The sequence below is a fragment of the Microlunatus kandeliicorticis genome, from assembly GCF_014137855.1.
GTDB classification, from domain to species: domain Bacteria; phylum Actinomycetota; class Actinomycetes; order Propionibacteriales; family Propionibacteriaceae; genus Microlunatus; species Microlunatus kandeliicorticis.
Map to the genome: position 1 here is coordinate 901,496 of NZ_JACGWT010000002.1, position 13,537 is coordinate 915,032.

The 13,537-nt window shown below is 73.4% G+C and carries 13 protein-coding genes and 1 pseudogene; 5 read left to right on the forward strand and 9 right to left on the reverse strand.

The features are described from left to right. Window positions 1–3: 3 nt before the first annotated feature. Window positions 4–735: a hypothetical protein gene (locus FHX74_RS09030; RefSeq protein ID WP_182559703.1), complete on the reverse strand. Its 732-nt coding sequence runs from the start codon at window positions 733–735 to the stop codon at window positions 4–6. Window positions 736–1,020: 285 nt separating this feature from the next. Beyond that, on the reverse strand, window positions 1,021–1,554 hold the full coding sequence (locus tag FHX74_RS09035) for a peptidase (protein ID WP_182559704.1): 534 nt from the start codon (window positions 1,552–1,554) through the stop codon (window positions 1,021–1,023). Between the two features lie 222 nt (window positions 1,555–1,776). On the opposite strand from FHX74_RS09035, the gene FHX74_RS09040 reads away from it, so the two are divergent. Next, on the forward strand, window positions 1,777–3,240 hold the full coding sequence (locus FHX74_RS09040; protein WP_182559705.1) for an ArnT family glycosyltransferase: 1,464 nt from the start codon (window positions 1,777–1,779) through the stop codon (window positions 3,238–3,240). 7 nt (window positions 3,241–3,247) lie between these two features. On the opposite strand, the gene FHX74_RS09045 is transcribed toward FHX74_RS09040, so the two are convergent. Together FHX74_RS09045 and FHX74_RS09050 are read right to left on the reverse strand one after the other, a co-directional pair. Then, on the reverse strand, window positions 3,248–4,294 hold the full coding sequence (locus FHX74_RS09045; RefSeq protein ID WP_182559706.1) for an NAD(P)-dependent oxidoreductase: 1,047 nt from the start codon (window positions 4,292–4,294) through the stop codon (window positions 3,248–3,250). 23 nt (window positions 4,295–4,317) lie between these two features. Next, on the reverse strand, window positions 4,318–5,400 hold the full coding sequence (locus tag FHX74_RS09050; RefSeq protein WP_220483617.1) for an SIS domain-containing protein: 1,083 nt from the start codon (window positions 5,398–5,400) through the stop codon (window positions 4,318–4,320). A gap of 114 nt (window positions 5,401–5,514) precedes the next feature. Here FHX74_RS09050 and FHX74_RS09055 point away from each other — a divergent pair, with 114 nt between their 5' ends. The 4 genes from FHX74_RS09055 to FHX74_RS09070 all read left to right on the forward strand — a co-directional run bounded on the left by FHX74_RS09055 (window position 5,515) and on the right by FHX74_RS09070 (window position 9,610). After that, complete coding sequence (locus FHX74_RS09055; protein ID WP_182559707.1) at window positions 5,515–6,237, forward strand: GntR family transcriptional regulator; 723 nt, start codon at window positions 5,515–5,517, stop codon at window positions 6,235–6,237. Window positions 6,238–6,417: 180 nt separating this feature from the next. Then, entirely contained in the window at window positions 6,418–7,788 is a 1,371-nt protein-coding gene (locus FHX74_RS09060) for an ABC transporter substrate-binding protein (protein ID WP_182559708.1), read from the forward strand. Then, the gene (locus FHX74_RS20225; RefSeq protein WP_220483618.1) at window positions 7,785–8,720 is read left to right on the forward strand and encodes a carbohydrate ABC transporter permease; all 936 of its coding nucleotides are present in this window, start codon (window positions 7,785–7,787) and stop codon (window positions 8,718–8,720) included. Before FHX74_RS09060 ends, FHX74_RS20225 begins: the two co-directional genes overlap by 4 nt. After that, complete coding sequence (locus FHX74_RS09070; RefSeq protein WP_182559709.1) at window positions 8,720–9,610, forward strand: carbohydrate ABC transporter permease; 891 nt, start codon at window positions 8,720–8,722, stop codon at window positions 9,608–9,610. The genes FHX74_RS20225 and FHX74_RS09070 overlap by 1 nt, the downstream gene beginning before the upstream one ends. A 72-nt stretch (window positions 9,611–9,682) precedes the next feature. Here the strand turns inward: FHX74_RS09070 and FHX74_RS09075 are convergent, their stop codons facing one another. The 5 genes and pseudogenes from FHX74_RS09075 to FHX74_RS09095 all read right to left on the reverse strand — a co-directional run. Beyond that, complete coding sequence (locus FHX74_RS09075; RefSeq protein ID WP_182559710.1) at window positions 9,683–10,624, reverse strand: anti-sigma factor; 942 nt, start codon at window positions 10,622–10,624, stop codon at window positions 9,683–9,685. Next, window positions 10,621–11,244, reverse strand: coding sequence for an RNA polymerase sigma factor (locus FHX74_RS09080; protein ID WP_220483619.1), 624 nt, complete (start codon window positions 11,242–11,244; stop codon window positions 10,621–10,623). The genes FHX74_RS09075 and FHX74_RS09080 overlap by 4 nt, the downstream gene beginning before the upstream one ends. Before the next feature lie 113 nt (window positions 11,245–11,357). Beyond that, a complete protein-coding gene (locus tag FHX74_RS09085; RefSeq protein ID WP_182559711.1) occupies window positions 11,358–12,134 on the reverse strand; it encodes a class F sortase in 777 nt (258 codons plus the stop codon). Continuing rightward, on the reverse strand, window positions 12,131–13,012 hold the full coding sequence (locus FHX74_RS09090; RefSeq protein WP_220483620.1) for a DUF4397 domain-containing protein: 882 nt from the start codon (window positions 13,010–13,012) through the stop codon (window positions 12,131–12,133). The genes FHX74_RS09085 and FHX74_RS09090 overlap by 4 nt, the downstream gene beginning before the upstream one ends. A 91-nt stretch (window positions 13,013–13,103) precedes the next feature. After that, window positions 13,104–13,537: pseudogene (locus FHX74_RS09095) on the reverse strand (MFS transporter); the annotation flags it as partial.

The following is a 13,537-nucleotide window of genomic DNA, read 5'->3' on the forward strand; positions in this document are numbered from 1 at the left end:
GGCTCAGGCGGCCAGGGTGAAGCCGTCGCGTCCGCGCCGGTCGGTGTCCGGACGGCGCGGCCGGTCGGCCCAGACGCTCAGCCCGATCACCACCACACCGAGCGCGAGCTGGACGATCGCCGCCCCGAAGCCCATCCCGGCCGGGGCGCCGACCGTGCCGACCGGGGTCCCGGGCGGCACCGGGTGCCGGATCATGAAGATCACGTAGTCGAAGAACCCGTGGATCGAGCCGAACGCGGTGACGGTCCAGCCGAGCACCACCAGGCGCACCATGGCCAGCGCGCCCTCCTCGAAGATCCAACCGGCGCCGAGCAGCATCGGCAGCACCAGCATCTCGGCCGGCCAGGTGAGCCAGCCGCTGGTGGCCAGCCGGAGCGCGGCGTCCGGGGTGACCAGGTCGACGATCCCGAGGACAGCGGCCAGCAGCGGCTGCGCGGCGACCACCAGGGTCACCAGGGTGCGGATCAGCCGGCGTCGCGCCCAGCCGACGGCCAGCACCCAGGCCAGGAAGAGCAGGAAGCAGGCGATCACGGTCAGCACCGCGGTGGTCGGGTCACGGTGCCCGGCGGACGCCCAGACCGGCGCCGCCAGGCTGACCTCCTCGCGGAGCAGACAGCCCGCGCTCGACGGGTCCGGCCGGCACACCGCCCAGTGCCGTTGCGCGGCGACCAGGGTCAGCGTCCCGGCGGCCAGCAGCAGGGTCCCGCAGACCAGCCATCGCAGCAGCCGCGCCATTCCCGGACCCTAACCCCGGCGTTCGCGCCCGCGGCACCCCTCGGGAGCGAACCGTGACCTCCGGCCCGCGGTGCGCCGTCCCGGCTCTCCCGTCCGTCCCACCGGTCCCGGCGGCCCCACGGTGCGCTCCACCTCTCCGCCGACGTCGCACCCCTTCGGAGCAACTCGCACGCCCTATATCCGGTGCGAGGTGGACGCAGGGCGTGCGACGTGGGTTTCGAGGTGGGCCTCGAGGTGGGCGTAGGGCGTGCGAGGTGGGCGCGAGATGGGGGCGCAGGGTTCGGCTCAGGCGGCGAGCAGCAGGGCCAGCGCAGCGGTGTCGGCGTCCCGGTTGGGGTCGATCCCGCACCGGCTGTGCAGCTCGGTCACCGTGCCGCCGGCGTCGGCCGCCACCCAGGCGGCCCGGTGGTCGAGGCCGAGGTGCGGCAGCCCGGGCAGCAGGATGCAGCCGGAGGCGACCTCGTACTCGGGGACGCTCGACCGGGTGCTCGCCGGCGGGTGCAGCACGACCAGGGCCGGCGGCAGCGGGTCGGCGAACCGTCCGGGCTGGAGCGGTTGCTCGCCCACGAACGAGCCGGCCCGGGTGGCCCGGCCGACTGCGTGCAGCCCACCGCCGTCCGCGGAGTCGTCCGGGACCTTCTCCTCGACGCAGAAGACGGTCGAGGCGGGCAGCAGCCCGGGCACCGCGGCGAGCTGGACGGCGAGCACGAGCATCTTGGACCACTCCACCACCTCGCGCGGCCAGCGTCCGATGATCATGAAGCCCCCGAAGCCGCCCTGGTACTGGAGCGGTGCGATCTCGATCGACGACGGTTCCATGACCACCCTCCTCGCGCGCCCCGGGACTCGACCCGGGTCCGGCTCTCGACCGGTGAGACCGTGTCACCGGTGTGACACATGGTGCGAAGGGAACGTCTGGCACACAAGAGGGGGAGAGTGCCAGCCCGCGGGGCGCAGCATGATCGTTACACGACACCGGCACGACGGCCGGCAGGTCGGCCGGATCAGGCGCCCCCACGGCGTGCCGAGGAGCGGAGGACGATGGTCAGGACGACCGGACGGCCGCCGCTCGCGCCCGCCCCGGTGGCGAGCGCGGTGCTGGCCCTCGGGCTGGTGCTCGCGCTGACCGCCGGCCGGTACGGCTACCACCGCGACGAGCTCTACTTCCGGCTGCTCCCGCTGCGCTGGGGCTACGTCGACCAACCGCCGCTGCTCCCGGCGCTCACCCGTGCCGCGATCGCCGTGCTCGGCGACGAGGTGGCCTCGCTGCGGCTGCCCGCCCTGCTGCTGGCCTGCGGCGGGGTGGTGGTGATCGCGTTGCTGGCCCGCGAGCTCGGCGGGGGCCCGTTCGCCCAGGGGCTGGCCGCCTGGGGCCACGCGTTCGGCAGCTTCACCCTGTCGCTCGGCCACCTGCTGCTGACCTCGACCGTCGACCTGGTGGTCTGGCCGGCGATCCTGCTCGCGGTGGTCCGGGTGGTGGCCCGCGACCAGCCCCGGTGGTGGCTGCTCGCCGGGGCGCTGGTCGGCCTCGACACCTGGAACAAGTGGCTGATCGTGATGCTGGTGCTCGGCGTTCTGCTCGGGCTCCTGGCCGTCGGGCCGCGACGGGTGCTGCGGACCCGCTGGCTGGCCCTGGGCGCGGGGCTCGCCGTGCTGCTGGCGCTGCCGAACGTGGTCTGGCAGCTGACCCACGGGCTGCCGCAGCTCGGGATGGCCGCCGCGCTGTCCGGCGACAACGGCGCCGGCGTGCGGGTCAGCGTCGGGCCGCTGCTGCTGGTGATGATCGGGCCGTTCCTGTGCTGGGTGTGGGTGCTGGCGGTGGTCCGGGTGATCCGGCGTCCCGAGCTCGCCCGCCTGCGGTTCGTGGTCGCCACCTTCGTGGTGGTGCTGGCCCTCACCGTGGCCGGCGGGTCGCAGGTCTACTACCCCTATCCGGCGCTGGCCGCGGTCTACGCGCTGGGCTGCGTCCAGGTCGAGCGGCTGGTCCGGCGCCGGCGTCCGTACGTGATCGCCTGCGTCGGGCTGACCGTGGCCAGCGGGGTGGTGCTCAACCTGCCGGTGCTGCCGCTCGGGGTGCTGCGCTACACCCCGGTGCCGTCGGTCAACCAGTCGGTCCGCGACCAGATCGGATGGCCGCGCTACGTCGACCAGATCGACCGGGTCGCCGAGGCGGCCCGGCGCCAGGACCCGGCCGCGGTGATCGTGGCCAGCAACTACGGCGAGGCGGGCGCCCTCGACCGGTACGGGGTCAGCGGGCTGCCGGTCTACAGCCCGCAGAACGCGCTCTGGGAGCTCGGCCGGCCGGCCGCCGGCGTCCGGACGGTGGTGCTGGTCGGCGGGCTGGCCGAGCGTGACCGCGGCGAGTTCGCCAGCTGCCGCACGGTGGCCCGGCTCGACGACGGGGTCGGGGTCGACACCGAGGAGCAGGCTGAGCCGGTGGCCCTGTGCACCGGTCCGACCCGTCCCTGGGACGTGCTCTGGCCGGCCTGGCGCCGGCTGAGCTGAGGCGGCCTCAGCCGGCGGGACGGTTCCGGTACCGGCCGACGAGCTCGGGCGCGGCCGGCTGCATCCGCACCGGTGGCAGCGCACGGGCAAGCAGGGTGAGGTCGTCGAGCACCAGCTCACCGATCTCGGCGAACGCCGCGGGGATGCCGCCGGCCCGGTGCGCGGACAGCACCAGCCCTTCCAGGCGGCGGGCGCGGGCGTCGGCGGGTACCGGCTCGTCCGGCCAGACGTCGACCGCGGCCAGGAAGCGGCCGGCCTCGACCCGGTCGAGCAGCGCGTCGTAGTCGGTCATCGCCGCCCGGCTGACGAAGACCACCCGAGCCCCGGCCGGCAGCCGGTCGAGCGCGGCGGCGTCGAGCAGCCGCCCGCCCTCGCTGTTCTCGCTGGTCACCGCGGCCAGCACGAAGACGAACCGGCTGTCGCCGAGCACCTGGTCGAGCCCGGCCGGCTCGACGCCGGCCTCGGCGAGCACGGCGTCGGGCAGCCACGGGTCGAAGACCCGGACCCTCGGCCGGAACGGAGCCAGCAACGGCAGCAGCGCACGGCCGAGGTTGCCGAGACCGATCAGCCCGACGTCGGCGCCGCGGAGCAGCACCGCGTCGGCGTTGCCGTCACCCAGGTAGCGCTCGCGCCCGGCGCGGAACGCCCGGTCCTCGCGGCTGATCCCGCGGGCCAGGTCGAGGGCGAGCCCGAGGGCGTACTCGGCCACCGCCTGCGCATAGGCCGGGCCGCAGCCGAGCACCCGGACCCCGCGGGCGAAGGCGGTGGGGTAGTCGACGTTGGGATAGAAGTTGCCCTCGACGTTGAGCACCGCGCGGAGCCGGGTCGCGCGCTCGAGCCGGGCGGCCGGCAGGTCGGTCTGCCCGACCACCGCGAACGCCTCCGGCAGCAGCGCGTCGAACCGGTCCGGGTCGCCGCCGCAGTCCACCACCCGGAAGCGCTGTTCGAAGGTGGCCCGGGTGTCCGGGGTGAAGATCCGGCCGACCGGCTGCGGGGCGGTGTCCAGCAGCACCAGCGGCGGCTCGGGGTCGGGACGGTCGGACGCAGGGCTCACCGGGTCATCGTCGCAGCCGGCCCTCAGAGGGTCTCGGTGACCTTCTTGAGCCCGCGCGGCGCGTCCGGGTCGCCGCCGCGGAACAGCGCGAGGTGCCGGGCGAGCTGCTGGAACGGCAGGATCTCGAGCAGCGGCGAGACCTCCTCGGCGACGCCGTCCGGCAGCGCGATGCCGACCGTGGCCGCGGCCACCGCGTCGGGCGTCCCGACGCAGAAGACGTCCGCGCCGAGCTCGGAGAGCCGCGGCAGCACCTGGCCCATCGCCCGGCCGCCGATGCCGTCGCCGACCACCGTCAGCACCGGCACCTGCGGGTCGATCATGGCCAGCGGGCCGTGCAGCAGGTCGGCGCCGGAGAACGCCTGGGCGCTGAGGTAGCAGGTCTCCATCAGCTTGAGCGCGGCCTCGCTCGCCGTCGGGTAGGAGTAGCCGCGGGCGGTGGTGACCAGCCGCGAGGCGAACCGGTAGCGCTGGGCCAGCTCGGCCACGTCGTCGTCGCGGCCGAGCAGCGCGGTGCCCCACTCCGGCAGCCGGCGGGCCGCGGCGCCGTCGCCGCCGCGGACCCGGTCGAGCAGCAGATAGAGGGCCAGCAGCTGGCCGGTGTACGACTTGGTCGCTGCCACCGCCTTCTCCGGCCCGACCGCGATGTCGATCTGGGCCTCGGCGGCCTGGGCGAGCGCCGACGTCGGGTTGTTGGTGACCGCGACGGTGAGCGCGCCCTGCGCGCGGGCCCGCTCGAGGGTGGTCACCAGGTCCGGCGAGCCGCCGGACTGGCTGACCCCGATCATCAGCACGTCGGTCAGGTCGGGCTCGGCGCCGTAGGCGGTCATCGTCGAGGGCGAGACCAGTCCGCAGGGCAGCTGCAGGACGATCTCGGCGAAGTACTTCGCGTAGAGCGCGGCGTGGTCGGAGGTGCCGCGGGCCACGAACTGGACGAACCGCGGCCGGCGCCGCCCGATCAGCGCCGCCGCGGCGGCCAGCTCGCCGTCGGGCTGGTCGGCCCGGTCGAGCAGTCGGGCCCAGACGTCGGGCTGTTCGGCGACCTCGGCGCCCATCAGCGCACCGCGGGTCGCGCGCTCGCTGCTCGGTTCGGTGCGGTCCTGGCTCATCACGGCTCCCGGCTGGGGTCGACGGTGCGGAACAATTGGCATAGACCAATCTACGCAGCATCATGGGCGCACGCCAACCGGCGTCAGGACGACGAGCGCAGGACGGGAGGTCGGGTGCGGGTCCCGAAGTACTACCGGGTCAAGGAGCAGATCGGTGCGCTGCTCGACGGATCCGCGCCCGGCACCGCGCTGCCCACCGAGCGCGAGCTGGCCGAGCAGTTCGCCACCTCCCGCACCACGGTGCGGCAGGCGCTGGCCGAGCTCGGCGTCGAGGGCCGGCTGGTGCGGACCCAGGGCCGGGGCACCTTCGTCGCGGACCCCGGGCTGGTCCGGCTGCACCAGCTCAGCTCATTCACCGCCGACCTGGCCACCGACGGTCAGCGGGGCACCGACACCGTCCTCGGGCTGGCGGTCGTACCGGCCGAGGAGCCGGTGGCGGCCCAACTGGCGGTCGCCCCGGGCGACCCGGTGGTCCGGCTGGAGCGGGTGCGGGGGATCGACGACCGGCCGGTGGCGCACGAGACCGCCTGGCTGCGCGGCCCGCTGCCCGGGCTCGACCGGCACCTGGCCGCGACCGGTTCGCTCTACCGCACCCTGGCCGACCGCTACGGCATCACGGTGGCCGCCGCCGAGGACCAGATCGAGACCGCGCCGGCCGTCCCCGAGGACGCCGCGTTGCTGGGCGTCGACGTCGGGGTCCCGATGCTGCTGGTGCACCGGACAGCCTGGGACGCGGCCGGCCGGCCGGTCGAGTGGACCCGCTCGGTCTACCGCGGCGACCGGTTCCGGTTCCTGGCCCGCTCCGCGCTGACGGACCCGCCCGCGGCGCCGGTCTGACAGGATCGGCCGGAGACCCACCGTCGGGGGCTTGCGACCACCAGGCCTCCGCGCCCCGCTCGGGCAGCAGCCGCTGCCCGGCGTGGTTCTGCATCCAGTCGCCCGGCATCTGTGAAGGTACCCAGAGGATCGGGGCCGTTCGGAGCACCGGACCACGCCACACTCGTCCAGGAGGTCCCGATGCCCGGTCCCACCGTCCCCTTTCCCGCCCCCCGCAACCTCAGCCGGCGGCGGCTGCTCCAGGGCGGCCTGGGTGCCGCGGCGGCGCTCGGCGCGGGTGCCCTGGCCGGGTGCGCCGGTCTCACCGGCAAGGCCGACTCGGGCAGCGGCTCCGGGTCCGGCTCGGGCAGCTCCGGCGGCTCGGCGCAGCTGACCTTCGTCAACTGGTCGGGAGACACCGAGAAGCAGGCGTTCGACAAGCTGATCGCCGACTTCCACACCCAGAACCCGAACATCACGGTCAAGACCGAGACCGTCCCCTACGACAGCATCCAGACCAACCTGGACAGCCGGTTCCAGGCGGGCAACCCGCCGGACCTGTTCCGGGTCTCCTACATCGACATCGGGCAGTACACCAGCCAGGACGTGCTGCTCGACGTCTCGAGCACCTTCGACCAGGCCAAGATCGACGCCTTCGTTCCCGGGTTGTGGCAGGGCGTGGTCTACGACGGCAAGCCGTACGGCGTGCCGCACCAGATCGACACCACCGCGATCCTCTACCGCAAGGACGCCTTCGAGGCGGCCGGGCTGACCGCGCCGACCAGCCTGGACGACGCCTGGACCTGGGACCAGTTCGCCCAGGCCGCGGAGAAGCTGACCAAGGTCGTCAAGGGCAACCAGACGCCGTTCATCTACGACTGGCAGCAGGCCGGTGCCTACCGCTGGCTGTCCTGGCTGTTCCAGGCCGGCGGCAACCTGCTCGGGGACGACCTCAAGACCCCGGCGGTCGACTCCGACGCCGGCCGCAAGGCGGTGCAGTTCACCCAGAGCTTCTTCACCAACAAGTGGGTGGCCCGGAGCAGCTCGGTCAAGAGCAGCACCTACCCCGACAGCGCGTTCATCGCGGGCACGGTGGCGATGGCGTTCGCCGGCGACTTCCTGATCCCCACCATCGACTCCGGGGTGAAGAAGAAGTTCGAGTACGGGGCGATGCCGATGCCGCGGGACACCAACGCGGCCAGCGACCTCGGCGGCAACGCGATCGTGGCCTCCAAGGACGGCAAGAACACCGAGGCCGCCGCCAAGTTCCTCGACTTCATCGTCTCCGAGCAGCAGCAGAAGACCTACTGCGAGGCGACCGGGCAGCTGCCCACCCTGAAGTCCCTGACCAGCGCCAAGCTCGACTTCGCCGTCCGGCCCGACCTGATGGAGACCTTCGTCCAGCAGGCCACCACGATCACGCCCGAACAGGTCAAGCAGGTCACCGTGCCGCAGTTCGGCAAGATCAACGCGGGGATGCTCGACGCGCTCGAGAGCGCCTTCCTCGGCGGGGCCACGCCGGCGGCCACCACCGCGGCGCTGGCCAGCGTCGTGCAGAAGGCCGGGGCGTGAGCGCAGCGACCCTCGACACCGCGCCGCGTCCCGCCACCAGCGGGCCCCGGCGGCGGCGCCGGTCGCGCTGGGACCGCTCCGCGATCGCCTTCGTCGCGCCGACGATGATCTTCGCGATCGTCTTCCTGCTGGTCCCGATGGTGCTGGCCTTCGCCTACAGCTTCGCCGAGATCGCCCCGCTCAGCGGCAAGGTCACCTGGGTCGGGTTCGCCAACTACGTCACCATGCTGACCGACCCGACCTTCTACCGGGCGCTGCTCAACACGGTGCTGTTCATCGTGCTGGTGGTGCCGCTGAGTCTGGTCATCGGGCTGGCGCTGGCCGTGCTGCTCAACTCGGTGATGCCGGCCCGCAAGCTGTTCCGGACGATCATCTACCTCCCGCTGGTGATCTCCGGCGTGGCCACCGGTCTGATCGGCACCTTCCTCTACAACGAGACCATCGGCGTGATCAACAAGGCGCTGCTGGCCCTGCACCTGCCGACGGTGCCCTGGCAGTCCGAGGGCGGGCCGGCCTTCGCGTCTGTGGTGCTGGTGACGCTGTGGATCCGGGTCGGCTTCACCATGATCATCTATCTGGCCGGGCTGCAGGCGGTGCCGGTCGAGCTGCAGGAGGCCGCCTCGGTCGAGGGGGCGAACGCCTGGCAGCGGTTCCGCTACATCACCCTGCCGCTGCTCGGGCCGTCGACCTTCTTTCTGCTGATCATGAGCGTGATCTACGCCTTCCAGGTCTTCGACACGGTGTTCGTGCTGACCGGCGGCGGACCCGGCTCGGCGACCGAGGTGCTCGGCACCTACGCCTACAAGACCGCCTTCGGGCCGGCCCGCGACCAGGGCTACGGCGCCGCGATCGGCGTGGTGATCTTCTTCTTCACCCTGGTCTTCACCGTGCTGCAGTGGCGGACCAACCGGACCCGGGACGAGGTGGCCTGATGACGCTGGTGGCTCCGAAGACGGAGGTCTCCTCGAAGCGGATCGACGAGGCGCCCGCGCTGCGCACCGCCGGGCGGCACTCCCGCGCCGGCCTGGTGGTGCGGATCGTGGTCTCGGTGGTCGTCTGCCTGGTGATGATCTTCCCGTTCTACGTGCTGGTGCTGACGGCGTTCACCGACACCACGGTGTTCAGCCAGCAGCTCCAGCTGATCCCGCGCGCCCTGACCCTGGTGAACTACACCAAGGTCCTGGACGCCTGGCCGGTGCTCAGCTGGTTCGGCAACTCGGTGATCATCACCGTGATCACCACCGTGCTGACGGTGGCCTTCAGCACCCTGGCCGGGTACGCCTTCGCCAAGCTGAAGTTCCCCGGTGCCGGCGTGCTGTTCCTGGCCCTGCTGGCGACGATGATGATCCCCTCGCAAGCGACCCTGGTGCCGCTGTTCCGGATCGTCAACGGGATGGACCTGGTGGGGACCTTCTGGGCGGTCATCCTGCCCGGTGCGGCCGGCACCTTCGGGGTGTTCCTGGCCCGCCAGTTCATGCTGGCCATCCCCACCGAGGTGATCGAGGCGGCCAAGATCGACGGTGCGGGCAGCGTCTCGATCTTCCTGCGGATCGTGCTGCCGCTCTCCAAGCCGCTGCTGGCCGTGCTCACCCTGCTCAGCGTGATGGGGCAGTGGAACGACTTCCTCTGGCCGCTGATCGTGCTCCGCGACCCGGTGCTGTTCACCCTGCCGATCGGGCTGCAGTTCCTCAAGGGCCAGTACACGACCGACTACGGCGCGCTGATGGCGATGACCCTGCTCTCGGTCGCCCCGCTGGTCATCCTGTTCCTGGTCTTCCAGCGCTACTTCGTCCAGGGGCTGGCCACCACCGGCATCCGCTGACGCTCCCTGAGCCGGTCGAGGGGCTGAGCCGGTCGAAGGGCTGAGCCTGTCGACAGAACCGAGGGTGGGCGGTCAGCCGGGCAGCTGGCCGCGCACCAGGCTGTGGTGCGAGTGCGCCGGGTTGCCGTCGTACGGCTCGATCGACACGTCGACCACGGTGTAGCTGCCCAGCCCCTGGGCGAGCTCGGCCGGCAGCGGGTAGGAGGCCGCCGCGCCGTTCGGCGGCAGGGTGCCCAGGTCGTACATCCGGTCGCCGGCGCTGTCGAGCAGCCACAGCTGATAGAAGCGGTCGGGGGTGACCGAGGCGTCCACCGACACCCGGAGGTCGAGGATGCCGTCGGTGCGGACCAGTTCGGCCGTGCCGCGGCCCTGCTCGCCGGGCAGCGCGGTCAGCGCGGTGCTGGCGACCACCTGGCCGGCCGGGGCGGTGGCCTGGCGGATCGCCACCGTGCCGCCGACGCCGACCACGAGGCCGACCGAGGCGGCGACCAGGGCGATCGCCGCCCGGCTGCGTCGTCGCACGGACCGGCGTGGCGTGCTCCCCGCCGCGGTCGACGGCGCGTCCGCGGGGGTGGCGGGCAGCGGGCCGAACGGGGCGCTCGGGTTGGCGGCCGGACGCAGCGGTGAGACCGGCGAGGTCGCGCGCGGGCGCACCCCGACCTCGGTGGCCGGGGCGAGGGCGGGTGGTCCGCTGATCCCGGCGGCGATCCGCGACCACAGCTCGGGCCGCGGCTCGGTGAGCTCGGTCAGCGCCTGCCCACCGCCGGTGCCGAGGGAGACGACGCGGACCAGTGCGTCGAGCTCGTAGCGGCACACCGCGCAGGTGGCGACGTGGTCGCGTTCGGCCGGACTGAGCTCGGCCAGCTCTGCGGGTGGATGACTGTCGGCTCCGTCGTCGCTGCCCTCGGGACGCTCGTCGGTCCCCGAGGTGCCCTCGCCGAGGGCACCCAGAGCAGCGGCGGCGAGCCGTTCGGCGCTGAGGTGGCCGCCCGGATCGCCCGGATCGGCGGTCACGAGGTGACCTCCTCCAAGCGCGCCCGGAGGTGGAGCAGCCCGCGCCGTGCGTGGCTCTTGACGGTGCCCAGCGGCAGACCGAGCCGGTCGGCGATCTGGGAGTAGCTGAAGCCATGCCAGAAGGCCAGCTCGAGGATCGCGCCGCGCGGATCGGGAAGCAGCCGGATCTCCTCGGCCAGCACCAGCCGGTCGACGCTCTCGGCGACCTCGGAGGTCCGGCGCTCGGGTTCGGAGCGCAACCGGTTCCGCAGCGTCAGCTCACGTTCGCGGCTGCGGATCCGGTCGATCACCCGGTGCCGGGTGATCCCGAGCAACCAGGCAGGCAGGCTGCCGAGCGCCGGGGCGTAGCCGCTGCGCGACCGCCAGGCACTGACGAAGACCTGCTGCACGACGTCCTCCGCGTCCGCGAGATCCCCGAGCGCGCGATGGGCCGCGGTCAGCACCAGGGCCCCCCAGCGTCGGTACATCTCCTCGAGGTGGGCGGTGTCGCCGGTGACGAAGGCCTCGGCCAGCTCCTCCTGCGTCAGCTCCCGGAGGTCGTCGGAGGCACCCGGCCGCCCGCTGTCTCGGGGCGACGAGGAGCCCGCATCGGGAGGCGGAACGCCGAGCGTCACCTGCACGACACTAGATCATCTGTCCAACTCCGCCCGGCCGCCGAGCGGCTGGGGACCGGTCCGGCGACCGGGGCGGTGACCGGGGCGGAGCCGTCGCCACGAGGGCTGGTCCGCCCTGGTCAGCGCGGTTTGGCGGTGACCACGACGTTGTCCTGGTAGCCGCCCTTGGCCGGCAGGTAGGGCCCGCCGCAGGTCAGCAGCCGGAGCACCGGCGCCCCACTGCGGGCGAACACCACGGCCGGGTCGATCTCGGTCTTGGCGATCCGCTGGACCGCGGTCACCACGTAGGTGACCGGGCCCTTCGTGGTCTGGACGACCAGGGTGTCGCCGGCCTCGAGCCGCCAGAGCTCGACCAGCGGACCGGTGCCGTAGACCTTGCTGTCGACGTGCCCGCCGAGCACGGTGGCCCCGCTGTCGTCGCCCGGCCGGGAGCTGTAGCGGTACCAGCCGAGGTGACCGGGCACCGGCGGGAGCGCCATCGCGCCGCGGTCGTCGACGCCGGTCGGCTGGATGGGGAGCTCGAGCCCGAGTGCGGCGACGTCGAGCCGGGTGGGAACCCCGTGCGGGTCCTTGGTCGGCTTCGGGATGGCCGCGGATCGGACCGGCCAGCCGGTGGTCCGGGTCGACCGGGTGCTCGGCTTCGGGCTCTGCTCCGGACTGGGCGTCCGCGACGGATCGGCCCGCGGCGCCTGGGCCGTGGCGAGCTGCTGGCTGGCCGGCAGCCGCTCGGCGTCCGGTCCCCGGGCCAGCAGCACGAGCCCGGTCGCCAGCGAGGCGACCGAGACCAGGACGACCGCGGCGACGACCAGGCGCCCGGGGAGGCGCGGGGCGGTGAGCCCGCCCCGCGCTTCCCGGACGTCCCCGGACGATGCGCCGCGGGTGCGGCGCCGGGTCACCGGGCCGCCGACATCCCCTGGCGGTGGCGGCGGACCATCAGCACCCCGCCGAGACCGAGCAGGCCGGCCGCGCCGAGGCCGACCAGCCCGAGGGCGACCGGCGAGGTGGCGTCGGCCTGACCGCCGGTGCCACCGGGCACCCCGTTCGGGTTGGTGTTGGTGGCGATCTTCTGGACGGCCAGCTTCAGGTTCTTGTCCTCGGCCGAACCCCACGCGTAGACGATCGTGGTGGTGCCCTCGGCCAGGGTCAGGTCGGCCGGGCCGATGGCCACGGTGTCGGTCCCGGCGAGGACGACGTCGGCCGAGACGGTGCCGGCCGGCACCTCGGCGGACTTCTCGTCCGGGTTGGTCAGACCGGAGAAGACGACCTTCTTGTCGGCGCGGACGTCGACCGCGGGAGCGGCGGCGTCGTGGCGGACGATCAGGCGGGCCTCACCGGCCGGGACCCGCGAGCTGTCGTTGACGTACGGGGTCAGGGTCGGCTTGCCGTCGGCGTCCAGGTGCGCGACGACGGTGATGTTCGCGCCGGCCGGGACCTTGGCGTCCTTGGCCTCCGCGACCGCGGTGCCGTCCGCCCCGGCGCCGGCCTTGACGACCTTGAGGTCGTAGGTGCCGGCGGGCAGCGACTGCGGGTCGGTCAGGGTGCCCGGCTTGAAGTTGGTCAGCAGCGCCTTGCCGTTGGCGTAGACGTCGACGGTCGCCCCCGGCACGGCGTGCAGGATCGAGACCGTCGCGTTGCCCGCGGCGTTGGCCGGCGTGCTGGACAGGGTGAGGCCGAGGGCCGAGAGCAGCAGCGCGAGTGCGACCACCGCCATCGTGCGGACGCGGAGCAGGGGAGCGGCGACCGCGGATCGGGCGTGGGACGAGGGAACAGACATGGCACCTCCGTGGTGTGGGTTCTCTGCCCCCTACTGCGCACGGGAGGACCGATCGGATGCGACGGATCCGGGAAAAGTCCGCAGCGCGTGATCAGCCGACCGGGACGCCGACCTCCGCGCGCCGGGCCGACCGCACGACGGCGGCGTGCAGCAGGACCGTCGCGGTGAGCACCACCGCGGCCACCAGCAGCAGCTGGTGCGGGGCGGCGCCGGTGGCCAGGGTGACGCCGCCGAGGGCACCGCCGAGCGCCGAGCCGAGCGAGATGGCGCTGGCGTTGAGCGCCATCACGATCGCGGCGGACTCGTGGGCCATCCCGGCCAACCGGGCCTGCTGCGGGACGGCCGCGCCGCCGTTGCCGATGCCGGCCACGAAGAACCAGACCAGACCGAGCACCACCAGGGTGGGACCGGTCGCGGTGGCCAGACCGACCGCGCCGAGCACGGCGTTGACCAGCAGGCCGATCAGCCAGATGGTCAGGATCCGCACCGGGCTGAACCGGTCGGCCAGTCGCCCGGTCAGCGTGT